This is a genomic window from Pseudomonas koreensis (assembly GCF_025447595.1).
In the GTDB taxonomy this organism is placed as follows: domain Bacteria; phylum Pseudomonadota; class Gammaproteobacteria; order Pseudomonadales; family Pseudomonadaceae; genus Aquipseudomonas; species Aquipseudomonas koreensis_H.
This window is the reverse complement of the sequence record NZ_JAOEJU010000001.1, coordinates 119,616-145,452: the sequence shown is the minus strand read 5'-3', so window position 1 is coordinate 145,452 and position 25,837 is coordinate 119,616. Positions and strand designations below refer to the sequence as shown.

The 25,837-nt window shown below is 58.5% G+C and carries 20 protein-coding genes and 1 tRNA gene; 13 read left to right on the top strand and 8 right to left on the bottom strand.

All coding sequences use genetic code 11. The features are described from left to right. Positions 1-53: 53 nt before the first annotated feature. The 4 genes from N8H71_RS00555 to N8H71_RS00540 form a co-directional block, all read right to left on the bottom strand. A complete protein-coding gene (locus N8H71_RS00555) occupies positions 54-1,304 on the bottom strand; it encodes a hypothetical protein (RefSeq protein ID WP_262192296.1) in 1,251 nt (416 codons plus the stop codon). Then, the gene (locus N8H71_RS00550; RefSeq protein ID WP_262192295.1) at positions 1,225-2,970 is read right to left on the bottom strand and encodes an ATP-binding protein; all 1,746 of its coding nucleotides are present in this window, start codon (positions 2,968-2,970) and stop codon (positions 1,225-1,227) included. The genes N8H71_RS00555 and N8H71_RS00550 overlap by 80 nt, the downstream gene beginning before the upstream one ends. Before the next feature lie 230 nt (positions 2,971-3,200). Then, positions 3,201-3,482, bottom strand: a complete 282-nt coding sequence (locus tag N8H71_RS00545; RefSeq protein ID WP_262192294.1) for a hypothetical protein — start codon at positions 3,480-3,482, stop codon at positions 3,201-3,203. 61 nt (positions 3,483-3,543) lie between these two features. Beyond that, complete coding sequence (locus tag N8H71_RS00540; RefSeq protein WP_085688259.1) at positions 3,544-4,314, bottom strand: AraC family transcriptional regulator; 771 nt, start codon at positions 4,312-4,314, stop codon at positions 3,544-3,546. 239 nt (positions 4,315-4,553) lie between these two features. Between N8H71_RS00540 and N8H71_RS00535 the strand changes: the two genes are divergently transcribed. The 5 genes from N8H71_RS00535 to N8H71_RS00515 all read left to right on the top strand — a co-directional run bounded on the left by N8H71_RS00535 (position 4,554) and on the right by N8H71_RS00515 (position 11,062). Then, complete coding sequence (locus N8H71_RS00535; protein ID WP_262192293.1) at positions 4,554-6,185, top strand: APC family permease; 1,632 nt, start codon at positions 4,554-4,556, stop codon at positions 6,183-6,185. Between the two features lie 22 nt (positions 6,186-6,207). Next, positions 6,208-7,134 (top strand): 4-hydroxyproline epimerase, encoded by a 927-nt coding sequence (locus tag N8H71_RS00530; RefSeq protein ID WP_262192292.1) that lies wholly within the window; start codon positions 6,208-6,210, stop codon positions 7,132-7,134. 55 nt (positions 7,135-7,189) lie between these two features. Beyond that, the gene (locus N8H71_RS00525) at positions 7,190-8,137 is read left to right on the top strand and encodes a dihydrodipicolinate synthase family protein (RefSeq protein WP_085688253.1); all 948 of its coding nucleotides are present in this window, start codon (positions 7,190-7,192) and stop codon (positions 8,135-8,137) included. A gap of 80 nt (positions 8,138-8,217) precedes the next feature. Then, the gene (locus N8H71_RS00520) at positions 8,218-9,810 is read left to right on the top strand and encodes an aldehyde dehydrogenase (NADP(+)) (RefSeq protein WP_262192291.1); all 1,593 of its coding nucleotides are present in this window, start codon (positions 8,218-8,220) and stop codon (positions 9,808-9,810) included. Continuing rightward, complete coding sequence (locus N8H71_RS00515; protein ID WP_262192290.1) at positions 9,800-11,062, top strand: NAD(P)/FAD-dependent oxidoreductase; 1,263 nt, start codon at positions 9,800-9,802, stop codon at positions 11,060-11,062. Before N8H71_RS00520 ends, N8H71_RS00515 begins: the two co-directional genes overlap by 11 nt. A 15-nt stretch (positions 11,063-11,077) precedes the next feature. Here the strand turns inward: N8H71_RS00515 and N8H71_RS00510 are convergent, their stop codons facing one another. Next, complete coding sequence (locus tag N8H71_RS00510; protein WP_262192289.1) at positions 11,078-12,253, bottom strand: XylR family transcriptional regulator; 1,176 nt, start codon at positions 12,251-12,253, stop codon at positions 11,078-11,080. 188 nt (positions 12,254-12,441) lie between these two features. Here N8H71_RS00510 and xylA point away from each other — a divergent pair, with 188 nt between their 5' ends. The 4 genes from xylA (at position 12,442) to N8H71_RS00490 (ending at position 17,762) form a co-directional block, all read left to right on the top strand. Beyond that, positions 12,442-13,758 carry a xylose isomerase gene (gene xylA / locus N8H71_RS00505; RefSeq protein ID WP_262192288.1) on the top strand — a complete coding sequence of 439 codons (1,317 nt, stop codon included), beginning with the start codon at positions 12,442-12,444 and terminating at the stop codon, positions 13,756-13,758. A 142-nt stretch (positions 13,759-13,900) separates the two neighbouring features. Next, a complete protein-coding gene (gene xylF / locus N8H71_RS00500) occupies positions 13,901-14,902 on the top strand; it encodes a D-xylose ABC transporter substrate-binding protein (RefSeq protein WP_262192287.1) in 1,002 nt (333 codons plus the stop codon). A gap of 166 nt (positions 14,903-15,068) precedes the next feature. Beyond that, the gene (gene xylG, locus N8H71_RS00495; RefSeq protein ID WP_262192286.1) at positions 15,069-16,625 is read left to right on the top strand and encodes a D-xylose ABC transporter ATP-binding protein; all 1,557 of its coding nucleotides are present in this window, start codon (positions 15,069-15,071) and stop codon (positions 16,623-16,625) included. Beyond that, complete coding sequence (locus tag N8H71_RS00490) at positions 16,626-17,762, top strand: sugar ABC transporter permease (RefSeq protein WP_262192285.1); 1,137 nt, start codon at positions 16,626-16,628, stop codon at positions 17,760-17,762. Between the two features lie 77 nt (positions 17,763-17,839). Here N8H71_RS00490 and N8H71_RS00485 read toward each other — a convergent pair whose 3' ends face one another. The 3 genes from N8H71_RS00485 to N8H71_RS00475 form a co-directional block, all read right to left on the bottom strand. Beyond that, entirely contained in the window at positions 17,840-20,116 is a 2,277-nt protein-coding gene (locus N8H71_RS00485) for a hypothetical protein (RefSeq protein ID WP_262192284.1), read from the bottom strand. Positions 20,117-20,140: 24 nt separating this feature from the next. Further along, positions 20,141-20,215, bottom strand: a tRNA-Arg gene (locus N8H71_RS00480). Between the two features lie 92 nt (positions 20,216-20,307). After that, positions 20,308-21,201, bottom strand: a complete 894-nt coding sequence (locus N8H71_RS00475) for a LysR family transcriptional regulator (protein ID WP_262192283.1) — start codon at positions 21,199-21,201, stop codon at positions 20,308-20,310. 126 nt (positions 21,202-21,327) lie between these two features. Here N8H71_RS00475 and N8H71_RS00470 point away from each other — a divergent pair, with 126 nt between their 5' ends. From N8H71_RS00470 to N8H71_RS00455, 4 genes are all read left to right on the top strand, one after another. Next, positions 21,328-22,317 carry a zinc-dependent alcohol dehydrogenase family protein gene (locus N8H71_RS00470; RefSeq protein ID WP_262192282.1) on the top strand — a complete coding sequence of 330 codons (990 nt, stop codon included), beginning with the start codon at positions 21,328-21,330 and terminating at the stop codon, positions 22,315-22,317. Positions 22,318-22,599: 282 nt separating this feature from the next. Beyond that, entirely contained in the window at positions 22,600-23,517 is a 918-nt protein-coding gene (locus N8H71_RS00465) for an MBL fold metallo-hydrolase (protein WP_431768298.1), read from the top strand. A gap of 154 nt (positions 23,518-23,671) precedes the next feature. After that, positions 23,672-25,201 carry an ATP-binding protein gene (locus tag N8H71_RS00460; RefSeq protein ID WP_262192280.1) on the top strand — a complete coding sequence of 510 codons (1,530 nt, stop codon included), beginning with the start codon at positions 23,672-23,674 and terminating at the stop codon, positions 25,199-25,201. Then, entirely contained in the window at positions 25,198-25,815 is a 618-nt protein-coding gene (locus tag N8H71_RS00455; protein WP_262192279.1) for a response regulator transcription factor, read from the top strand. Before N8H71_RS00460 ends, N8H71_RS00455 begins: the two co-directional genes overlap by 4 nt. The last annotated feature ends 22 nt before the right edge of the window (positions 25,816-25,837 follow it).

Here is a 25,837-nt window from a genome sequence, read left to right as displayed (position 1 = left end):
AGCGCCACCGCTCATTGAAGTGGCGTCCGGAAAACTCATATGACCGCCTCATCTCAGGCGATGGGAGCAGGGACGACCTCCAATGATTGGTTGAATAGATCATTCAGTGCATCCACCATGAATTTCTGCGCTCGAACCTTAGTCACAGGCCTACGTAAATCGATATAACTTCGATAAGGATGAGTTCCGAAATCGACTTCCCCCAATCTCCCAACCTCTTTTAGCCAAGCATGCGCTTCATACTTGTCGGCAAGCCACTCGCGCAAATCTTCCGTCCCGTCGTAGAGTGCCTCGAGTTTGAACATTTTCACGTGGCCATCCTTGAGATCACAAGCTTGAGGCAAAATCTCAATGCTCATGTTATCTCGGATATCACCACCGGGTAGAAATCCAAACTTGAATACCGTCCCATGTTCGAATCCGATCGAATATGGATTCAGTCGTCCCAACATTGAATTATTACGCTTATGGCGCTGATTGCAGATCCATCCCGCCGGCATCAGGTTATACAAACTGATGGCCAGGAAAGGGAACCGAGACTTGGGAAAAAAATGATCAAGCTCAGGACGAACATTGATCTTTGGAATAGATTGAACAGATTCAATACCGCAATAAGGACATACCGTAACTGCTAACTGATCAATAATTTTTTGCGCAAATTCTCCGGCAACCACTTCATAATCGAAGCATCGGACAAGATCATTAATCCATTTCGGAAAAATCTCCCTGTCGGCCTCAGTAACCGGCGACTTTCCTTTTTGCGCATTAATCAAGCGGCAGAGATAACGCCTTTTTTTAGAGCGAGTTTCACTAGAGCCCAGCAATTTCAGGTAATGAGGCGTCAGATGCAAAGAGTGCTCAGAAGTCAACGTTTCAAGTGCATCAATAGTTTCTTCAATCGCACGATCAAACTCAGCTCTCTCAACAGAGGATGAAAGATCCAGATATCGAGCCTGCTCGGGTAAAGTAATTCTTTCCAGCAAAAAACTATAGCAATAGCGCTCAGCGATAGCAGGAAATTTATCAAATAGTCCGACTGCAATATTTTCCAAGACTTCGGGTCGTTCCGTCAGCATACGTATCAATTCAACTTTGGTGAACGCATTGCGCACCTCCCCCCTCTGTGCGGCCGGAACCTTAGTCAGCATTTCGCTGATGCGAGGCAAAACAACCTTATCCAAGGCAAACTCGAGATAGGACTCAATGAAAACCGCGCTATATAATTTATTTATTTTTATCATGACTAAGCAAAAAATTTCTGACATGGACATTGGAAATTTTTCCGATGAGATTGAAATCTTCATCGGTTAGATTCCCTCCCCGAGCACGTGCAATAATTCTATCCAGCCTCTGCTTCGCATGTTCACCAAAGGTAGATTTCAGATGCATACCATCCATATAAATATCGCCAATGGCATTGCCAAACCCGAACGACTCGACTACCTCAGTCTGGCCATCCTGATCTTTTCGCAAAGAGATGATATTATCCGGCAAAAAATCACTAATGATAATTGGAGAGTGCGTGCACAAGACAATCTGGGGGCTGGTGATATTTTCGTATGACCGCATGTTATCAAGTTGATTTAACAGGTCGTACAAAAACGTCCTCTGCCATTCCGGGTGCAAATAGAGGTCAGCCTCATCTATGACAATAATATTGCTGTCTTTTCCAGACTCTTTCAAAAAAGCGTAAATCTCTGCAAAGAGATGTATCCTGGCCAACTCTCCCGTGCTAATACCTCTCCACCCCCAATTCATGTTCGCGGAGACATTACCCGGCAGATCACCTATAAGATTCGTAAGTTTCTGAATGGCGAAGTAGTCTGTCGTGGTAACGCGATTCAAATCAAGAGACTCACCATCAAAACAGTGATCACAAATAGCTTCGGCGATACTGTCAAATATCGACAAATAGCCTTCCAAGTGCTTTTCAACCTTCTCAACCGCGATCTGCACATCAATCGGCGACAAGATTTCTTCACCACTAACCAATACCCGAGCAACATCCGTCGAACGCATGCGGTGCAATGTATGCCGCAATCGATTCGCGTCGTTCATATCAGGCCCATTCTTCAAATCGACCTCAGAAAACTCCCGCACGAGTAGCCGAAGAAACAACTTCTTTGATATCCCTGAATCAATCGCCAGCGCGCTCAGTATCGACAATGAGTTAAGCGCTACCAAGCTCTGAAATACAGAACCAAGACTCAAGTCATCATCAAAACTTACTTTGTGACTCCTTTTTCCGTACCACTCCTTAACTAATCCAACTCGATCACTATCACTCAAAGACATCCGATCAAGCACGCCTTGCAAAATACTGACTGGTGAACTGGAAAAGGAAAATGCAAACGCAACTTCCCCCATGGAATCATTCTGGATCTGGCCATCAGAAAAATAATCAAGCATTTTCTCAAAATACTGCTTCCGCCGCTTGATGCTTTTTACATTCTCGCGAACAGTCAACTCCTTAACATACTTCCCCGACTTGCGAGAAGACAATGTCAGCAAGCCTTCATCCGCAGGAAGATTATTAACCTTTACAAGGCTAACCCGCCACCTTGATAAAAAATCACTATTATCGCTTACAAATAACCATGGAGAGTCAGCGTAAACCTTCTCGACATCGGCCATATCCATATTAATGCCACAAATAAAGTATTTATCGTCGTGTTGGTCATAGAAAACCACAAGCGCTCTAGAGTCGGTACTAGCAGTCAGTAACTCAAGAACCTCCAGAACACTGCTTTTCCCCACACCATTTGGACCAATCAACGCAGAGCAATGAAAACCGCCATAATACTCTGCATCAATCTGTTTACGACGAAGCGTTAATACACTACTGAAAAATTCACCCTGAAAATTTCCATTTATGGGAACGTTAAGTTCACTCAAGGCTTTATGTTCTGCAATGAAAAGGTGTGCGAGAAGCATGGCATAACCTACATTATTGACGACCTGAAACGGCAAACCTTAACCACCAAGGCTATACCCTTTCACTCTTGACTTTAGATGAGGGAGCTACAGAAAATTCTACACCCCAACACAGATAGTGGCATTTAACCATCTCACCTCACTGCCTGGATATTTTTTTGCACTTGCGCCAGAAAACATTGCTATTTGGTCAAGGCAGTCATCAATAATCTTGGCGACAGTTTACTGTGGCTAAAGACGCTCAATGTTCTTCTCGAAGTCCTCGCTTAGTTCTTGCACTTGGCCAACACCACCTGACAGGTATCCGGCGTTCCCCCGGAGCGCCCAGCGTAGCGCATGCAATTGGCCATGGATTTTTGCCGGGCCATGTTCAGGCTGGAGCCCCAGGCCAGACCACCCTCCCCGACCGTCGGCAACGCCTTGGCGTAACAGCTGTCGCCAACGCCTGATGCCGGGTAATGCGTTCTGTTCGAGCATCCCGAAGCCAGCATCACGCTGAAGGCGATCAAAAGCCACGCCGAGCAGTGAAGCGCGATTGTTCTGCTCATCCCGTTTCCCCCCTCGAAAGACGACCGCGATCCATTGAGTCTAGACGCTGCGACCGGACATTCATTGGGCGGTCGCCTGCCGATACTGACGCGGTGTGAAACCGGTCGACGCCTTGAACTGGCGAGTGAAGGCGCTGTGATCGGTGTAGCCGCATTGCAGCGCCACCTCGGTGATCGGCAGCTCGGTGTGCAACAGGCGGTGGGCATGTTCCAGCCGCACTTTCTGAATCATCTGCCTCGGCGTCAGGTGGAACACCCGTTTGCAATAGCGTTCCAGTTGCGCCACCGAAATACCGGCAATCCGGGTCAGTTCGCCCAGTGTCACCCGACGATTGAAATGCGCGCGGATGTGTTCGTCGACCGCCGCCAGGCGCTGAAATGCCGGGTGGGTTTCGCTGGCCGATTGCAGGTCCACCGAAATCCCCGCGAGGCCAATGATCTCGCCGTCGCGGTTGTACAGCGGACGTTTGTGCGTCAGACACCAGCCCGGTTCGCGACTGCCGTACAGGTGCAGTTCCAGCTGATCCTCCAGCAAAAACCCCTCTTCCAGCACCCGCCGATCCTGTTCGGTGTAGCCCGGCCCCAGTTGCGCCGGAAACACCTGCGCACTGGTTTTCCCCAGCAGCGGTTTCAGGTCCTTCAGGCCACAGCGCTGCACCAGCGTGCGATTGGCCAGAACGTAGCGCGCCTGCACATCCTTGATGAAGATCGCCGCGTTCGGAATCACGTCCAGCATCGGCAACAGCGGTGCCACGCCGGCCAGCAGCGCCTCGAGGGTATGCGGCCGATGGCGCTCATCGCCCTGGCAGAGGATCGCAAACGCGTTCTGCATGTAAAGGTCTTCCCCGGTGAGTGGATCGGCCTGAAAACGTGCCCGCCCGGAGGCGTTCGCGTGCAGATTGCAGCAACGTTCGAAGCGTGTCGAGCGCCGCTGTCTTTCTTCGCAACTGTGCCGATTTCGTCATCCTGACCTGCGCAAAACATCAATCGCCCGACGCCCGATGAGTTCACTGTTTAGCCGTTCCAGTGACTCACACCTGCCTATCCAATAACTCACAAGAAGGCGATGCCATGTCAGGCCAAGGCAAGTTCAAAAAACAACTTTCATTGATCGACCTCACCTTTATCGGATTGGGGGCGATCTTCGGTTCCGGCTGGTTGTTCGCAGCCAGCCACGTGTCGGCGATTGCCGGGCCGGCGGGGATTTTCTCCTGGTTGCTGGGCGGGTTCGCCGTGTTGCTGCTGGGCATCGTCTACTGCGAACTGGGCGCGGCATTGCCAAGGGCCGGCGGCGTGGTGCGTTACCCGGTTTACAGTCACGGGCCGCTGCTCGGTTACCTGATGGGTTTCATTACGCTAATCGCTTTTTCCAGTCTGGTAGCCATCGAAGTCGTCGCTTCGCGCCAATACGCCGCAGCGTGGTTTCCCGACCTGACCAAGGCCGGTAGCGGTGACCCGACCCTGCTCGGCTGGCTGGTGCAGTTCGGCCTGCTCTGCGTGTTTTTCCTGCTCAACTACCGCAGCGTGAAGACCTTCGCCAAGGCCAACAATCTGGTCAGCGTGTTCAAGTTCATCGTGCCACTGCTGGTGATCGGTGTGCTGTTCACCTTCTTCAAACCGGAAAACTTTCAGGTTCAGGGCTTCGCCCCTTTCGGACTCTCGGGCATCGAGATGGCCGTCTCCGCCGGCGGCGTGATCTTCGCCTACCTCGGCCTGACCCCGATCATCTCGGTGGCCAGCGAAGTGAAGAACCCGCAACGCACTATCCCGATTGCGCTGATCCTGTCAGTGCTGCTGTCCACCGCGATCTACGTGTTGCTGCAAACCGCCTTCCTCGGCGGCATCCCGACCGAACTGCTCGCCAATGGCTGGGCCGGGGTTTCCAAGGAGTTCGCCCTGCCGTACCGCGACATCGCCCTGGCGCTGGGCGTGGGCTGGCTGGCGTATCTGGTGGTGGCGGACGCGGTGATCTCCCCCAGCGGCTGCGGCAACATCTACATGAACGCCACGCCACGGGTGATCTACGGCTGGGCGCAGACCGGCACGTTCTTCAAAGTCTTCACCCACATCGACGAGAAGTCCGGCATCCCGCGTCCGGCGCTGTGGCTGACCTTCGCCCTGTCGGTGTTCTGGACCCTGCCGTTTCCGTCCTGGGAAGCGCTGATCAACGTGGTGTCCGCCGCGCTGGTGCTGAGCTATGCCGTCGCCCCGGTGACTGTCGCCGCGCTGCGTCGCAATGCGCCGGACATGCCGCGCCCGTTCCGGGTCAAGAGCATGGGCGTGCTGGGGCCGGTGTCGTTCATCATCGCTGCGTTGATTGTCTACTGGTCGGGCTGGAGCACTGTGTCCTGGCTGCTCGGCCTGCAAATCCTGATGTTTGTCGTGTACCTGCTCTGCGGTCGCTTTGTGCCGACGGCTCATCTGAATCTTCGCCAGCAGGTGCGCTCCTCCGCATGGCTGATCGCGTTCTACGCCGTGACCATCGTCCTGTCGAAACTCGGCACCTTCGGTGGCCTGGGCATCCTCACCCATCCATTCGACACCCTGGTCGTCGCGGCCTGCGCGATGGGGATCTATTACTGGGGCGCGGCCACCGGCGTACCGGCGCATCTGGTGCGTCTGGAATCCGAAGAGGATGAAAGCGAAGTCGCTTCGACGTCCCCTGCCTCCGCCGCCAATCCGCGCACTGCCGGCGCTTACTGAAATCACTCAACGGAATCTTTCCATGAAACGAGTACACGTCATTGATTCCCACACCGGCGGCGAACCCACGCGCCTCGTGATGAAAGGTTTTCCCGATCTGCCCGGCCGCACCATGGCCGAGAAGCGCGACGCCCTGCGCAACCAGCATGACCAATGGCGCCGCGCCTGCCTGCTGGAACCGCGGGGCAACGATGTGCTGGTGGGCGCGCTGTATTGCGAGCCGGTGTCACCGGACGCCACCTGCGGCGTGATCTTCTTCAACAACGCCGGTTACCTCGGCATGTGCGGCCACGGCACCATCGGCCTCGTTGCATCGTTGCAACATCTGGGTCTGATCGCACCGGGCGTGCACAAGATCGACACTCCGGTGGGCCCGGTCAGCGCCACGCTGCATGAGGACGGCGCCGTAACCCTGGGCAACGTGCCGGCTTTTCGCTCACGCAAACAGGTGGCGGTGGAAGTGCCGGGGTACGGCCGCTTTCTTGGTGATGCTGCCTATGGCGGCAACTGGTTTTTCCTGGTCTCTGAACACGGACAGACGCTGACGATGGACAACGTCGAAACCCTGACCGACTTCACCTGGAAAATGCTCAAAGCCCTTGAGGACCAAGGCATCCATGGCGAGGACGGCGCAATCATCGACCACATCGAACTGTTCGCCGATGACGCCGAGGCCGACAGCCGCAACTTCGTCATGTGCCCCGGCAAAGCCTACGACCGATCCCCCTGCGGTACCGGCACCAGCGCCAAACTCGCGTGCCTGGCCGCCGACGAAAAACTCGCGCCGGGCGAGCGCTGGGTGCAGGCGAGCATCACCGGCAGCCAGTTCGAAGGCCGCTTCGAATGGGAAGGCGAGCGCATCCGCCCCTACATCACCGGCCGAGCCTACATGACCGCCGACAGCACGCTGCTGATCGACGAAACAGATCCGTTCGCGTGGGGCATCTGAGCCGCTGCGCTGCATTTTCAAACCCATCTGAATGACCGTTCCAAGGAGAACAATAATGAGCGACAACATCTTCACCGGCTGCATGCCCGCCCTGATGACCCCGTGCACCGCCGCGCGCAAACCGGACTTCGATGCGCTGGTGGCCAAGGGTCGCGAACTGATCGACATCGGCATGAGCGCGGTCGTGTATTGCGGCTCCATGGGCGACTGGCCGCTGCTCACCGAAGCCGAGCGCCAGGAAGGCGTGGCGCGGCTGGTGGCGGCCGGGATTCCGACCATCGTCGGCACCGGCGCGGTCAACACCCGTGAAGCGGTTTCCCACGCGGCCCATGCGGCGAAAGTCGGCGCGCAGGGTTTGATGGTGATTCCTCGGGTGCTGTCCCGTGGCGCTTCGGCGGCGGCACAAAAAGCCCACTTCGCGGCGATTCTGCAAGCCGCGCCGAACTTGCCGGCAGTGATCTACAACAGTCCTTACTACGGCTTCGCCACCCGCGCCGACCTGTTCTTCGAACTGCGCCGCGAATACCCGAACCTGATCGGCTTCAAGGAGTTCGGTGGTGGCGCCGACCTGCGCTACGCCGCCGAGAACATCACCTCCAAGGACGATGCCGTGACCTTGATGGTCGGTGTCGACACTCAAGTGGTGCACGGCTTCGTCAACTGCAACGCCACCGGCGCCATCACCGGCATCGGCAACGCCCTGCCCCGCGAAGTGCTGCAACTGGTGGCCCTGAGCAAGCAGGCAGCCAAGGGTGACGCCAAGGCCCGACGTCAGGCGCGGGAGCTGGAATCGGCGTTGGCGGTCCTGTCGTCCTTCGATGAAGGTACGGATCTGGTGCTGTATTACAAACACCTGATGGTGCTCAACGGCGACAAGGAATACACCCTGCATTTCAACGAGACCGATGCGCTCAGCGACTCGCAACGCCGTTACGCAGAAGCCCAGTACGCGCTGTTCCGTCACTGGTACGAGAACTGGTCGGCGGAACAGAACTTCGCCTGACCTGCCGCTGTGCTCAAGCCCGCCGCCAACCACGGCGGCGGGCCTTATTCGTGACCTGCTTTATTGATAAGGAATGCGCCATGACTCTGACGGGCCAACTGCTGATCGGTCAGCAAACCCTCACCGGCGACCGCGACGTCATCCACGGAATCAATCCCGCCACCAACACCCCGTTGGAACCGGCCTATGCCGGCGGTTCTGCCGAGCATGTCGAGCAGGCCTGCGCACTGGCCTGGGCGGCGCTCGACCGTTATCGCGAGACATCGCTCGAGGCACGGGCCGAATTCATTGAAACCATCGCGAGCGAAATCGAAGCCCTCGGCGACGAACTGCTCGACCGCGCCATGGCCGAAACCGGCCTGCCGCGCCCGCGCCTGTTGGGTGAACGGGGTCGTACGTGCCAGCAACTGCGGCTGTTTGCCCGCACCGTACGGGCCGGTGAATGGCTGGATGTACGAGTCGACAGCGCACAACCGCAGCGCCAGCCGATACCGCGTTCGGATCTGCGTCAGCGGCAGATTCCATTGGGGCCGGTGGCGGTGTTTGGCGCGAGCAACTTTCCACTGGCGTTCTCGGTGGCCGGTGGCGATACCGCATCGGCGCTGGCCGCCGGTTGCCCGGTGATCGTCAAGGCTCACAGCGCACATCCCGGCACCAGCGAACTGGTTGGCCGCGCGGTTGCGCGGGCGGTCAAGGCCTGTGGTTTGCCGGAAGGTGTGTTCTCGTTGTTGTACGGCTCCGGGCGTGAAGTGGGGATTGCGCTGGTCAGCGATCCACGGATCAAGGCTGTCGGCTTCACCGGTTCGCGCAGTGGCGGTCTTGCGTTGATCAAAGCGGCTCAAGCTCGGCCCGAGCCAATTCCGGTGTATGCGGAAATGAGTTCGATCAACCCGGTGTTGCTGTTTCCGGCAGCGCTGCAGAATCGCGCCGAGTCATTGGCCCAAGGTTTTGTGGCTTCGCTGACATTGGGCGCCGGCCAGTTCTGCACCAATCCCGGTCTGGTCATCGCCCGCAAGGGGCCAGCACTGGACGACTTCATTGGCGCCACCACCGAACTGATCCAGCGCAGCCCCGCACAGACCATGCTCACGCCGGGAATCTTCAACGCCTACGAATCCAGCGTGAATGCCCTCGCGGAAAATACCCGGGCGCGGATTGCCGCCGTCGGCCAGCGAGCAACGGATCCGAATCAGGGCCAGGCTCATGTTTTTGTCACCGACGCCGCCGACTTTCTCGCCGATCACGCGTTGCAGGCCGAAGCCTTCGGCGCCGCGTCCTTGATCGTGCAATGCGCCAGCGACGCTGAAATCCGTCAGGTGCTTGAACAGCTGGAAGGCCAACTGACCGCCACGCTGCATCTCGATAACGAGGATCTGGTACAAGCCCGCGCATTGCTGCCAACCCTGGAGCGCAAGGCCGGACGCCTGCTGGTCAACGGCTGGCCGACCGGGGTCGAAGTCTGCGATGCGATGGTGCATGGCGGGCCGTTCCCGGCGACCTCCGATTCGCGCACCACGTCGGTAGGCACCGCTGCGATCCTGCGTTTCCTGCGCCCGGTCTGCTATCAGGATTTCCCCGACAGCCTGCTGCCGACCGCACTCAAACACGCCAATCCACTGTCGCTGCGTCGCTTGCTCGATGGCCAAAGGGAAACCGCGAAAAATGCCGAATAACCCGCACGACATCGCTGTGGTCGGCGCCGGCATCATCGGCGTCGCGAGCGCCCTGCGCCTGGCCCGTCAGGGCTTGCGGGTGGTGGTGATCGACCCACAGGAGCCGGGCCACGGCGCCTCGTTTGGCAACGCCGGGCATCTGGCGACCGAGCAGGTGTTTCCGATTGCCGACAGTTCTATCCTCAAGCGCCTGCCGGCCATGCTCATGGACCCGATGGGCCCGCTGCGCCTGGACTGGAAATACCTGCCCCGCGCCCTGCCCTGGTTTGCGCGGCTGTTGCTGAACCTGCGTTCGGCGCCGTTCCAGCGCACCGTTGCCGGATTGCGCGCGCTGAATGAAAGCTCGCTCGACGCCTGGCAGCGCTTGCTCAATGACATCCAGCGTCCCGATCTGCTGAAGGTGGAAGGTTCGCTGCTGGTGTTCGAACGCCCCGACTCGCGTCCGGCCCTCGAAGCCTTACAGCGCCGCATGCAACAGCAACAGGTGCCGGTCGATTGGTGGCAGGCTGGTGCGGTACGCGAGATCGCGCCTCAACTCAGCGAGCAGATTCAGGGCGGACTGTTTTTCCCGAACACCGGGCACTTCATCGATCCCTACCGCGTCGTGCGAGAGTTGGTGGAAGCGGCGAAAGCCAGCGGCGTGCAGTTTGTGAAGCAGGCAGTTCAGGGGGGGCAGTTGCACGAGCACGACGTCAGCCTGACGACCGGAACCGGCACACTGTCCGCTCGTCAGGTGCTGATCGCCTGCGGCGCCCACTCGGCAAAACTCACCGCCGCACTGACCGGCAAAAAGGTCCCGCTGGACACCGAGCGCGGCTATCATCTGATGTTGCCTCACGAACACAACCGACTGCCCTTCCCCGTCACCTCACTGGAACGCAAGTTCATCATGACCCCGATGTCTGAGGGGCTGCGGCTGGCCGGCACCGTTGAGTTCGCCGGACTCGAGGCACCGCCGACCATGGGCCGTGCCTGGCAGTTGCATCGGTTGAGCAAGGGGTTGTTTCGCAAGGATCTGAATGTGGACGCGGCCACACCGTGGATGGGATTTCGGCCTTCGCTGCCGGATTCGTTGCCGGTGATCGATCGGGTGTGTGACGGGAAGGTGCTGCTTGCGTTCGGGCATCAGCATCTTGGGCTGACACAAGCGGCGGTGACGGCGGAGATGGTTGGGGGGATGGTTTTACCCGGGACGCAGAGCGAGGCTCGCCTGATTCCTGTGCTTGAGCCCTATCGACTGGACCGTTTCTGAGTCTCACCCGCCCCGCTATCGGGCGCCCTGCTGGTATTCACGGGGCGTACACCCGAACTCGCGACGGAACACGGTGTGTAGATATTGTGCGGATTTGAAACCGCACGAGCGGGCGACGTCCGCAATCGCCGTGTCGGTTTTTTCCAGCCCGCGAGTGGCCGCCGCCAGTTTGAAACGCAGAATCTCGTCGTGCACGCTGCAACCACGCACCGCGCGAAAGTGCGACTCCAGCGATGAGCGCGACACGCCGACATAAGCCGCCACTTGCGCGGTCTTGATGCCCTGACAAGCATATTGGCGGATGAACAGCAGTGCCTGCATGACGTAAGGATTACCCAACGGTTGATGCAAGCTCGACACCTGCACGTTGATCGCCTCAGGCGGGATCAGGAAATGCTCGCCCGTTGATGGCTTGCCGTGCAGCATCTGGTGCAGCAATTGCGCGGCGGTGCGGCCCATGGTTTCGGTGCCCTGGATGACCGAGCTAAGGGGAACCCGGGTCAGGCTGCGTGTCAGGGGATCGTTGTCGATGCCGATCAGCGCCACCTGCTCCGGCACGGCGATTCCGGCGGTCAGGCAGGCTTGCAGCAACTGCCGGGCACGGGCGTCACTGACCGCGATGATACCAATGGGCTTGGGCAGACTCTGTAGCCAGGCAATCAGCTGTTCGACCGCGCTGTCCCAGAGCGGCGCACTGGTGCCCATGCCGCGATAGACCTCGGCGTGCAGGCCGTCGCGTTGCATCAGTCGCTGAAAGGCTTTTTCCCGCTCCTGTGCCCATCGATTGGCCTGCGCTTCGGGCAGGCTGAAGCAGGCGAACCGTTGCAGCCCGGCCTCGATCAAGTGCTCATAAGCCATGGTGATCAGCGCGTTATTGTCGGTCGCGACGTACGGAATCCCTTTGGGATAAGCCCGCTCATCCTGATAAGAACCTCCCACCGCCACCACGGGCAGCTTGATGTCCGCCAATGCCTCGCCAATCAGCGGGTCGTCGAAGTCGGCGATGATCCCGTCACCCTGCCAGCGCTCGATGCCTTTCAACCGGCAGAGAAAATCCTCTTCCAGAAACAGGTCCCAGGACGCGCGGGTGCTGCTCAGGTAATTACCGATGCCACTGATGATGCCGCGGTCATAGATCTTGCTCCCGTTGAACAACAGGGCGATGCGGTGAACAGGCGGTACGGTTTTCATTGTTTTTATGCTTGTTCCGGGCCCCTTGCCTTAGAGGCGGTCTGCACAGACTAGGCGCGCAGAGGGCGAATCTCAATACGCAAAATCGCACTCCGTGTTGGTGATTTTCGTAATCGGCAGGCACGGGGCCGTTGCTAGTATCGGGACACGCCCAAGAACAACAACCAAGAACAACGAGGACATTGCCAATGCCGTACTTCCCCGATGTCGACCGGATTCGCTACGAAGGTCCTGCCAGCGATTCTCCCCTTGCCTTCCGTCATTACGACGCCGACAAAATCATCCTTGGCAAACCCATGCGCGAACACCTGCGCATGGCTGCCTGCTATTGGCACACCTTTGTCTGGCCGGGCTCCGACGTGTTCGGTGCAGGGACTTTCAAGCGTCCTTGGCAACACGCCGGTGACCCCATGGAACTGGCCATTGGCAAGGCTGAGGCCGCGTTCGAGTTTTTCTCCAAGCTGGGTATCGATTACTACTGCTTTCACGACACGGACGTCGCCCCCGAAGGCCACTCGCTGAAGGAGTACCGCAACCACTTCGCGCAAATGCTCGATCATCTGGAGCGCCATCAGGAAGAACGCGGAATCAAGCTGCTGTGGGGCACCGCCAATTGCTTCAGCAATCCGCGCTTTGCCGCCGGCGCCGCCAGCAACCCGGACCCTGAAGTGTTCGCCTGCGCCGCTGCCCAGGTCTTCAGCGCCATGAACGCGACTCAACGCCTCAAGGGCTCCAACTACGTGTTGTGGGGCGGCCGCGAGGGCTACGAAACCCTGCTCAACACTGACTTGAAACGTGAGCGCGAACAACTGGGTCGCTTCATGCGCATGGTGGTCGAGCACAAGTACAAGATCGGTTTCAAAGGCGACCTGCTGATCGAACCCAAGCCGCAGGAGCCGACCAAACACCAATACGATTACGACAGCGCCACGGTGTTCGGTTTTCTCCAGCAGTTCGGTCTGGAAAAGGAAATCAAGGTCAACATCGAGGCCAACCACGCGACCCTGGCCGGTCACAGTTTTTATCACGAAGTGGCGACGGCCGTCTCGCTGGGGATTTTCGGCAGCATCGACGCCAATCGGGGCGACCCGCAGAACGGCTGGGACACCGATCAATTCCCCAACAGCGTCGAGGAAATGACCCTGGTCACCTATGAAATCCTCAAGGCCGGCGGTTTCGGTAACGGCGGGTTCAACTTCGACTCCAAGATGCGCCGCCAGAGCCTCGACCAGATCGATCTGTTTCATGGTCACGTGGGCGCCATGGACGTCCTTGCCCTGTCGCTTGAGCGGGCCGCTGCCATGGTGCAGAACGACCAGCTTCAACGACTCAAGGATCAACGCTACGCCGCCTGGCAGCAGCCGTTCGGCCAGGCGGTTTTGGAAGGCGAGTTCAATCTCCAGTCACTGGCCGAGCACGCCTTCGCCAACGAACTGAACCCGCAGGCCGTCAGTGGCCGGCAGGAAATGCTCGAAAACGTCGTCAACCGGTTTATCTATCGCTGATCGCCAACGGGGACTGCGGGCGCTGTGACATTTGCGCGACAAATCTGTAGTCCGTTGCGTCTGCTGATTCTCTACAGTTCCTCCAGCCCGATATTCATCGTCAGGCCGTGTCTTTCAAACAAAAATAAAAGGACGCACCACTATGAAGAACGTAAAACGCACGTTGCTTGCCAGCGCCCTGGCTCTGCTCTCGTTGCCGGTAATGGCCGATTCTGCCCATCCGAAAATCGGTTTTTCCATTGACGATCTGCGCCTGGAACGCTGGTCCCGTGACCGGGATTACTTCGTTGCCGCGGCGGAAAAAATGGACGCCAAGGTCTTCGTGCAGTCGGCCGATGCCAACGAGCAAAAGCAGATTTCGCAAATCGAAAACCTCATTTCCCGTGGCGTCGATGTCATCGTCATCGTGCCGTTCAACGCCACCGTGCTGACCAATGCGGTGGCCGAGGCGAAGAAAGCCGGGATCAAGGTCGTGTCCTATGACCGCCTGATACTCAACGCCGATATCGACGCCTACATCTCCTTCGATAACGAAAAGGTCGGGGAAATGCAGGCCAGCGGCGTGCTGCACGCAGCGCCCAAGGGCAATTACTTCCTGCTGGGTGGCGCGCCCACCGACAACAACGCGAAAGTCCTGCGCGAAGGTCAGATGAAAGTGCTGCAACCGGCCATCGACAAGGGCGATATCAAGATCGTCGGCCAGCAATGGGTGAAGGAATGGAACCCTACCGAGGCGCTGAGCATTGTTGAAAACGCCTTGACCCGCAACGACAACAAAATCGACGGCATCGTCGCCTCCAACGACGCCACGGCGGGCGGCGCCATTCAGGCCCTTGCCGCTCAGCAACTGGCCGGCAAGGTGCCGATCTCCGGGCAGGACGCGGACCTGGCAGCGGTCAAACGGGTAATCGCCGGCACGCAAACCATGACCGTGTACAAGCCGCTGAAACTGATCGCCTCCGAAGCCGCCAAACTCTCGGTGCAACTTGCTCGCAACGAGAAACCCGCCTACAGCTCGCAGTACGACAACGGCAGCAAAAAAGTCGACACCATCCTGCTCACCCCGACCCCGTTGACCAAGGACAACATCGACCTGCTGGAACAGGACGGCTTCTATACCAAGGCGCAGATCGCCGGAAAGTAACCAAGACAGCAATCCCTGGTTATGCGAAACCCCTTGTGGGAGCGAGCTTGCTCGCGAAGACGGTGGTTCAGCCTGCATCGCGTTTGAATGTGCTGACGCCTTCGCGAGCAGGCTCGCTCCCACAAAGATCAGTGCCATGTGAGTCTTTGTTATGCGAGCCCTGCCCATGTCCGACTACCTGCTGCAAATGAACGGCATCGTCAAAACCTTCGGCGGTGTCAAAGCGCTCAACGGCATCGACCTCAAGGTCAGGCCGGGTGAGTGTGTCGGGCTGTGCGGCGAGAATGGCGCCGGCAAGTCCACGCTGATGAAAATCCTGTCTGCGGTCTATCCCCATGGCACCTGGGACGGTGAAATCCTCTGGGACGGTCAACCGCTCAAGGCGCAATCGATCAGCGAAACGGAAGCCGCTGGCATCGTCATCATTCACCAGGAACTGACGCTGGTTCCCGACCTCTCGGTGGCCGAAAACATTTTCATGGGCCATGAGCTGACGCTGGCGGGTGGGCGGATGAATTACCCGGCGATGATTCACCGCGCCGAAGCCCTGATGCGTGAACTGAAAGTGCCGGACATGAACGTGTCGCTACCGGTTTCGCAATACGGCGGCGGTTATCAGCAACTGGTGGAAATCGCCAAGGCCCTGAACAAACAGGCGCGCCTGCTGATCCTCGACGAGCCGTCATCAGCCCTGACCCGTTCGGAAATCGAGGTGTTGCTGGACATCATCCGCGACCTCAAGGCCAAGGGAGTGGCCTGTGTCTACATCTCCCACAAACTCGATGAAGTGGCCGCCGTGTGTGACACCATTTCGGTGATCCGCGACGGCAGACACATCGCAACGACCGCCATGGAAAACATGGATATTCCCCAGATCATCACCCAGATGGTCGGCCGGGAAATGAGCAACCTCTACCCCACCGAGCCGCATGACATTGGCGAGGTGATCTTCGAGGCGCGCCACATCACCTGCTACGACGTCGACAATCCCGCACGTAAACGGGTCGACGATATTTCGTTCACCCTCAAACGCGGGGAAATCCTCGGCATCGCCGGGCTGGTCGGTGCAGGCCGCACCGAGCTGGTGACCGCGTTATACGGCGCCTACCCCGGTCGTCATGAAGGTGAAGTGTGGCTGGATGGCCAACTCGTCGACACCCGCACGCCGCTCAAATCAATCCGTGCAGGCTTGTGTCTGGTGCCCGAAGACCGCAAGCGCCAGGGGATCATTCCAGACCTGGGTGTCGGCCAGAACATCACCCTGGCCGTGCTGGACAGTTTCTCGAAACTGACCCGCATCGATGCCGAAGCCGAGCTGGGCAGCATCGATCGGGAAATCTCGCGCCTGCACCTCAAGACCGCGAGCCCGTTCCTGCCGATCACCAGCCTGTCCGGCGGCAATCAGCAGAAAGCCGTGCTGGCCAAGATGCTGCTGGCCAGACCCCGCGTCCTGATTCTCGACGAGCCGACCCGAGGCGTGGATGTCGGCGCCAAGTACGAGATCTACAAGTTGATGGGAATGCTGGCGGCCGAAGGCGTGTCGATCATCATGGTGTCTTCGGAACTGGCCGAAGTGCTCGGCGTTTCCGACCGCGTACTGGTGATCGGCGAAGGCCGGTTGCAGGGCGATTTCATCAACCATGACCTCACTCAGGAACAGGTGCTCGCTGCCGCACTCAGCCAGCCTGACAGCCATAACAATAAAGATCGGAAGTCCGCGTAAATGAATCAGGTCAAACAACTTTTCACCCGCTACAAGATGCTCGCGCTGGTGTTTGCCGTGGCGGTTATCTGGCTGTTCTTCAGCTGGCAGACCGAGGGCGGATTCCTGACACCGCGCAACCTCTCCAACCTGCTGCGCCAGATGTCCATCACCGGGATTCTCGCCTGCGGCATGGTACTGGTCATCATCAGCGGCGAGATCGATCTGTCAGTCGGCTCCTTGCTGGGGCTGCTCGGTGGCGTGGCAGCCATTCTCGATGTTGTCTACCACGTACCGCTGCTGGCGAACCTGAGCCTTGTTGTGGTGTGCGGACTGCTGATCGGCCTTGCCAACGGTTACATGGCGGCCTATCTGCGCATTCCGTCGTTCATCGTGGGGCTGGGGGGCATGCTGGCTTTTCGGGGCATTCTGCTGGGGATCACTGGCGGCACAACGATCGCCCCGGTGTCACCGGAACTCGTCTACATCGGCCAAGGGTATTTACCGCACTCCGTCGGCACTAGCCTAGGCGTTGTCCTGTTCGCACTGACGCTGTTCCTGACCTGGAAACAACGGCGAAATCGCGCCCTTCACGGCCTCGCGGCACACTCGCTGGTGCGTGACGTGGCACGCGTGTTGTTGATTGGCGCGGTGCTGGCCGCCTTTGTCCAGACCCTCAACAGCTATGACGGGATTCCCGTGCCGGTCCTGCTTCTGCTGATCCTGCTGGGCGGATTCAGCTACGTGACCAGCCAGACCGTGTTCGGCCGACGCGTCTATTCCGTGGGCAGCAACATGGAAGCAACGCGCCTTTCCGGCATCAACGTGCAGGCCGTAAAACTCTGGATTTTCGGAATCATGGGCGTGATGTGCGCCTTCGCCGGGGTGGTCAACACCGCCCGCCTGGCCGCCGGCTCGCCCTCGGCCGGCAGCATGGGCGAACTCGACGCCATCGCGGCCTGCTTCATCGGCGGCACCTCGATGCGCGGCGGCTCCGGCACGGTCTACGGCGCCCTCCTCGGCGCGCTGGTCATCACCAGTCTGGACAACGGCATGTCGATGCTCGACGTCGACAGTTACTGGCAGATGATCGTCAAGGGCAGCATTCTGGTGCTGGCTGTTTGGGTGGATGTGAGTACGCGGACCGGGCGGCGGTGAAATGAAGGCATCTCTGGAAATGCGAAAAGCCTGCTTTTGAAGGCAGGCCTTTCGTTTCGCCTGGAGCTTTCCGATATCTAGGAAGGCATCAGCCAGTGCCGTTCAGTGGTCCACCCGAGAAAAACCTTACTTCCCTCACGCTCTTGGTGAGCCAAAGTCAACCGACTTCCAGATACCGCCATGCGCAACCCGATCATGGCGGGAAGAAATCGCTCCTGAAATGCACTGGATTGAGCCGCAAAATGCACCTCAATGTTTCCAAGCACACTCTCCAACCGGGACTGATCCAGCATCGACAGGTAAAACATCATCTGGCGCCACGCATACGCTGTGTTTTTCAACATGACCAGACGTGCATGGTAGAACTTGATCTGCATCTGCTGCCGACTGCATATCCATTTGAAACATGCCTCGGCCATTGAGCCCAAACGGTCATGTAGCAACCTCTTCAGGCCCAAATCATCAAACAGGATTGCCAGGTTTTGCGTGGTCAATATCTGTTGCTGTTCGATGATCGTGCCGTTGTTTGCCGGACTCCATCTACCGATATCGGCATTCGCCCGCCGCGCGCACAAACCAGCCAGCACATCACTATTGCTTCGTGAATTTCGCTGCTCGGATAGTGCAGCCAACTGATCCATATCGATATCGTAATAGCGTGCGTAAAGAGATCCGCCCATCAACCGGACTGAACGCTTGGCAGCCTTCACGAACTTGCCGGAGAAAGCGCCCATGAAAATGTCAGCCGCGATCTCTTCTACGAAGGGCAGATCCAGCTTGGCCGATTCGGCAAGCGAGGAAAACTCCTGAAGCAACTTGTTTGGCAGAATGGCCTGAGGAAATGCAGCAAGGGTCAACGCGGACGCTTCGATCAAAGCCTGTCTGGCACCTTCAATCGCCAGAGCACCAGCCTCGTACTCGGTCTCCAGGGCTTTCACCCAAGGCAAGTCATCGATTTTCACCTGACGCTGCATGTTCAGCAGCAATAGAGAGCGTCGACACCTGAAAGCACGATAGGTAGCGACGGACAGTGCCCGCACCGCGACATCTCGATATCCGGCGCTACAGATCTGTGCCGTCATCGCCGGCAGCACTTTCGCCACTGTATCTGCGGATGTGATGACGCCATGGTCAATCAACTCTGCAACCGTTCCCTTTCGGCAACGTTCGAGGCGTCGACGAACCGAAGGAGGAATAGTCTCACCCTCCTTCAATGAATAAACCTTCGCCTCTTCGTTGGTGATAGGCGTCAGTAACGGCGCGAAATCAGAGATGCCTTCCGAGACTGGATATCTCGCCAGGCGCGCGGAAGCAGCCTTGGCAATCAGATAGTGTGCCGAAGCTGATACGTGATGACGCTGCTGTGCGCGCTTGCTGGAATGATCTTCTGACTCTGGATGTCCATGCTTGGCTACAAAGTCGTCGACGATTCTGCGAATGCGCCCAACCTGGCGCCCCGTTAGCGATGCTGGATCAATGGCGCATTGCTTGAGCAGCGCCAGCAATTCCGCCACCCGATCCCTTGGGTCACTTGTGCGGCGAGGATCAGCCTCAGTGGCGTTATCAAACTCTGTACAAAGCACCGAAGCGCGCTCGAACCAGCCTTCAGGGTAATACCTGCAAGGCCAACCATCGTTGTACGTCAGAAGGAAAAGCGAGACCGCCGCGTCGTAGAGAGGCAACCTGCGCTCAACAACATGCTTTTGAACGGTAAGACGAGGCTGGGGTAAAAGGACGGACAGGCGCAGGCTGATTTGGCCAGCGTTGAAAACTTCAACTTCAACCATCGAGAGCGGGCGCTCGTTGGCTGCCGCGGGAAAGAAACGCACTCGTTCGAAGAAAGGAGCGATCTGCTCAATCAACGTCCTGGCTTCTTCGACGCGTTGTTGCCCCAGAAACCAGGCCACTGTCAGCAACGCAGCCTCTTCCGGTACATCGATCCGATAGTCTTCGTTCGTCAATCGCTCTTGCAGCGTTCTGACGCCTTCGTCTGAAAGATGCCACCTATTCAAATCGAGCCGTTCGTAACCCGCTCGAATGCCGGGAATCGATGACGCCAACTGGCGCTCATGAGCGGTCAACTCGCCACCGGCCAGAAGGTTGCCCGTTGCAAAGCCGCCAGTGGCCACTTCCAGCGTGATCCATTCGGGCAGGTCGGCAAACGGAGTCCGCGAGCCATACAGTGCACGGCCATGCATCAGGTTTTCGAGAACCTTTTGCCAGCGTTCGATCCGGGCAAGTGCTTTCGGACTGGCGTCGTTGTCGCGTGCAGTGAGCGCGCGAGACAGTTGAAAGTGCGCATAACCGGCGTTTACTCCGATGAGCGCATCCGATTCACCCTCAAGCCTGGACATACTTCCTTGTGACCTACTATGTAGTGGGTCCGGGGGCTGGATTCGAACCAGCGCCCACCCGGTTAGGAGCCGAGTGTTCTACCGCTGAACTACCCCGGAACAGAGCGCGCATTGTCGATGAGTGGCGAAAGTATGTGAAGCCCGGATTCGGGGAAATTGTTGCGACAGATCTCTGATCGTTCAGTCATCACTCAACGCAGCTCTTGTCCAAACGCTACACGCACAAAATCAATAAAACTCCGCACCTTCGGCGTCAGCCGCCGATCCGGCGCGTACAGAAGGTTCATCGGCGAAACCGGCACCTTGTACTGCGGCAGCAGACTGACCAGCGTGCCGCTTCGCAATGCATCCTTGACCAGCTCCAGCGGCAACATCACCACACCCAGCCCTGCCACGGCCCCGGACAGCAACGGATCGCCCTGATTAATCGTCAAACGGCTTTTAATCGGCACATCGATAACACCTTCCGGGCCTTCGAAGCGCAGGTGTGAGCGTCCGTCCGAGTAGGCGAATGCCAGGCATTCATGCTCCTGAAGATCCCAAGGGGTGGTGATGGGTGGGCGACGTGCGAGATAGGACGGCGCCGCGCACAGCACCATGTGATACGGCGTCAGCGGCAAGGCCTTCAGACTGCTGTCCGCGAGTTCGCCGATGCGAAAGACCACGTCGTAGCCGCCGTCCAGCAGATCGACCAGTTCATTGGACAGCGTCAGGTCCACGGACACCTGCGGATACCGGACCATATACTCCAGCAACCGGGGCGACAGCGTGCTGACGCCGAAGGTAACCGGCGCATTGATCCGCAACCGGCCGCTGGGCACGCCTCGGGTCACGGCGGCCATTTCTTCGGCGGCGTCCATGTCGGCCAGGATCAGCTTCGCCCGTTGATAGAACGTGCGGCCGAAATCGGTAAGGCTTTGCTTGCGGGTGGTGCGATTGAGCAGCGAAACGCCCAAGTGTTGCTCGAGCATTTTCACCTGTTTGCCGACCATCTGAGGGGACAGATTGAGTTCATCCGCCACGGCGCTGAAGGAGCCCAGCTCCACGGCTTTGACGAAAGTGGACATCAGTGTGAGACGATCCATTGGAAACTCGTTGTTTCTAGTGTTGCGCCATCCTAGGCCTTTATCCGACCCCGGCCAAAGCCTAAATTGGTGCCCACTCCACTGAACCACCAAAGTGGGATTTCATTGATAAGCGAGGAGGCATACATGGCACGCATTGTCAGGATTCATGAATACGGTGACGCGAGCGTCCTGAAACTGGAAAACGTCGACGTCCCGGCGCCCGCTGCGGACGAAGTGCAGATCGAGGTCAAAGCCTTTGGCCTGAATCGCGCCGAAGTGATGTTCCGCAATCATGCCTATCTGCAGGAAGCGGAGTTTCCCAGCCGTCTCGGCTACGAAGCTGCCGGTGTGGTGGTCGCGGTCGGCGCCAGCGTCAGCGAGTTCAAGGTCGGCGATGCAGTCAGCGTGATTCCGCCGCTGGACATCGCGCGCTGGGGCACCTACGGCGAGCTGGCGAATGTGCCCGCCTACCTTACCGTCAAACATCCGCAGAACCTGTCGTTCGAACAAGCGGCAGCGTCCTGGATGCAATACGTCACCGCATGGGGGGCTTTGGTCGAACAGGCGAAACTGCACACAGGCGATTTCGTACTTGTCACTGCCGCCTCCAGCAGTGTCGGCCTGGCTGCGTTTCAGATCGCCCGGATGGTCGGCGCCACCGCGATTGCCGTGACCCGTACCCGCGCCAAGAAGCAGGCCTTGCTGGACGCCGGTGCGGCGCACGTGATCGTCAGCGACGAGGAGGACATGGTGGCTGCGGTCATGAAATTGACCGATGGTAAAGGTGTGCGAGTGGTGTTCGATCCGGTGGGTGGACCATCGTTCGAGCCGCTGACTCAAAGCATGGCCCGAGGCGGCATCTTGCTCGAGTACGGCGCGCTGAGTCCTGAACCCACACCGTTTCCGTTGTTCACCGTGCTGGGTAAAAGCCTGACGCTCAAAGGCTATCTCTACGCCGAAATCGTCGCGGACGCGGCCACCCTTGCACGCGCCAAAACGTTCATTGTCGAGGGGCTGGCATCCGGTGCTTTACAACCGATCATTGCCCGGACATTCGCCCTGGATGACATCCAGGATGCGCACCGTTTTCTTGAAGCCAATCAGCAGGTCGGCAAGGTTGTGGTGACAGTCTGAGGTGAACTCAAAATGCCCGGAGCAACGCTTCGGGCATTGGCTGCTTCATGGATAGAAGCCGCAGCCCCGTTGGCCCTGCCCTATACCTGAGTATGCCCGTGGATACCCATGTATGGTGGTTCGCGAACGCCTTGCGATGGACACTGATCCGGCAGAAACGCCCATTCCCTATTGCCGGGAGTGCGCCTTTCAACCGTGATTTCTACGCCAGGCTTTCGGAGAACAACCATGACAACGCAACTGAACGCTCTCAGCCAGAATGATGAAACCGGCCAGCAATGGATGGGCCAGCACTCCTCGAACACCGATTCGCTCAAGTCGGCGCCCGAGGATCTGGTGCCGTCGCGCTATGCGGTGCGTGTCGGTGAAATCGACGTGCTGGTGGTCAGCGATGGTGTGCTGCCGCTGCCGACCGAAACCATGTCCACCAATGCCGACCCGGCGGCACGCGCGGCCTGGTTCAAGGACATGTACCTGGGGCCGGACGCGTTCGACTGGGCGCTCAACGTGCTGGTGGTGCGCAGCGCTGACCAGGTGATTCTGGTCGACGCCGGGCTGGGCGGCCAGTTCCCCGGTTTCCCCCGCGCCGGTCAATTTCCCAAACGGCTGGACGCCGCCGGGATCAGCCTTGAGTCGGTGACCGATATCATCATCACCCACATGCACATGGACCATGTCGGCGGCCTGCTGGTCGATGAAGTGAAAAACCGTCTGCGTCCGGATGTGCGCATCCATGTGGCGAAAACCGAAGTCGACTTCTGGACATCGCCGGACTTCTCCCACACCGCCATGCCTTCGCCAGTGCCAGACGTTCTGCGGATCACGGCCCAACAATTCATCGAGCACTATCGCGACCGGGTGCGGACCTTCGACGACGAATATGAAGTGGCGCCGGGTGTGGTGGCCAAAATGACCGGCGGCCACACGCCGGGACACAGTGTGGTTTACGTGACCTCCAACGGCGAGAAACTGACTTTCGCCGGGGATGCCCTGTTCCCGGTCGCCTTCGACCATCCGGACTGGCACAACGGTTTCGAACACGATCCCGAAGAGTCGGTGCGCGTTCGGGTCCGCCTGATGCAGGAAGCGGCCGCGAGCGGTGAGCTGTTCGTCGCGACGCACTTGCCCTTCCCCTCCGTTGGCCGGGTTGCGCTGAACGGTGACGCATTCCGCTGGATCGCGGCTTTCTGGGACTATTGAGAGCCCGTTAAAAGCGGCCTGCGTCTGTTTCGGGCGCAGGCCGTCTGGCAGGATTTCAGGGATATTTGTCCTATCGGGCAGCCTCGATTGTTTTTAGAGTGGGCCGGCATCGTCTCGAACCCGAAAAAACAAGAAGGGCATGGCCGACATGAACATGAACAGGTCTGCCAACACGGACAACTGGCGTCTGCGTCTTCAGCTGGGCGTCGGCAGGCTGTTCTTCAAACACCTGCGGCCGAATACATTTTCGCCCGGTACACACCAGAACCCGGTGTTCACCTCACTGGGCTGGGTCGTGGGCGTGATCGTGGCGTGCGGCATTTTCGTCATCAACTCCGAGACCCACACCGACTGGGCGCCGACCATCCTCTACATCACCCTCCTGCTGATGGCCGCCAACCTGTTTTCGATCAGCGTGGTGATCACCGTTGCAGTGTTCTGTATCGGCCTGCTGACCGCGCTTTATGTCTACAACGGCGGCTATCATCAGTGGAGTTCGACCACCGGCTATTTCCGCTGTCTGACGGCGTTGTCGGCCATCACCTTTCTCGCCGTGCGCAGCAAGCATGCTGCCGACTGTCTGCGGCAGAACGAGGCGTATCTGCTGGGCGCGCAACGCCTGAGTCAGACTGGCAGCATCGGTTTTCACGGTGACAGCGAGACGATGACCTGGTCTGACGAGTCGGCAAGGATCTTCGAATATCCGCTGCACGTTACGCCGACCACGAGCCTGGTCCTCGCCCGGATTCACCCCGAGGATCAACTCCTGGCACGAGCGGTATTTGCCCAGGCAGCACGCCATCAGCCGCAAATCGAAATCAAACTGCGCCTGCGCATGCCGGACGAACGCATCAAACACATTCACATGATTGCGACGGCCCTCTCCTCGCATCAGGGGCGAACCGAATACCTCGGCGCAATCATGGATGTCACAGCCAGCAAGCAGGCCGAAGAAGCGCTGTTTCATGCCCGCACGCAACTGGCCCATGTCACCCGCGTCACCTCATTGGGTGAACTGGCCGCCTCGATTGCCCACGAAGTCAACCAGCCGCTGACGGCCATCACCAGCAGTGGCGAAGCCTGTCGCCGCTGGCTGGAACGCCCGCAACCTGATCTCAAGGAAGCGCTCGACTCACTCGATCGAATCGTCGCGAGCGCCTGTCGCGCCAGCGACATCATCAGCCGGATCAGGGCAATGTCGCGCAAGTGCGATCCCCTGCGTCAGCGTCAGTCGCTGGATGACATCGTCAGCGAATCGCTGTGTCTGGTGAGGCAGGAAATCAGCCATCACGGCATCAGTCCCAAGGTTGAACTGGCTGCTGGCGCGGGGCTGGTCAATGTGGATCGGGTTCAACTTCAGCAGGTGATCATCAACCTGATCATCAATGCCTGCCATGCGATGGAGGTCGTTGGAGTGGGCCAGCGAATTCTGCATGTCCGCTCCTGGATCAGCGCCGATGAAGTAGTGCTGGAGGTTGCGGATCAGGGACCCGGCATCAGCGCCGAAGTATTGCCATCGTTATTCAATCCATTCTTCACAACCAAGGAAAAAGGACTGGGCATGGGACTATCGATCTGCCGCTCGATCATCGATTTTCATGGCGGGCGAATCTGGGCAACCAGCACCGTCGGCCAGGGAGCGTCATTGCGATTCGCACTGCCGTTGCAGGACGCCACGCCATGAGCAAAATCATCAACAACCAACCATTCGTATTCATCGTCGATGACGATGCACCGCTGCGTGAGGCGTTGGGCAGCCTGTTGCGCTCGATCGGATTGCAGGTGGCGCTGTTCGGCTCCGTCGCCGAATTCATGCAGTACCCGCGTCCGGATCTGCCTTCATGCCTGGTGCTGGATGTACGGTTGCAAGGCACCAGCGGGCTGGATTTTCAGAATGAACTGGTGGCGGCCAACGTCAGCCTGCCGATCATCTTCATGACCGGGTACGGCGACATCGCCATGACGGTCCGGGCCATGAAGTCCGGTGCCGTGGACTTTCTCGCCAAACCGTTCCGCGAGCAGGATCTGATCGATGCGGTGTCCACGGCTCATGCAAGGGACAGAGCGCGTCGCGAATCCGAGCGCGACAACGAACACTTGCGCAACCGCTTTGCAACGCTGACGCCTCGTGAGCAGACCGTCATGTCGCTGGCCGTGTCAGGGCTGATGAATAAACAGATCGCGGCAGAAATCGGCTTGAGCGAGATCACCGTGAAGATTCATCGCGGCCAGGCCATGCGCAAGATGGCAGCAAGAACGTTCGCCGATCTGGTGCGAATGGACGCGGCGTTGAAGTGAACCTGCGATGAGCACGGCGTAA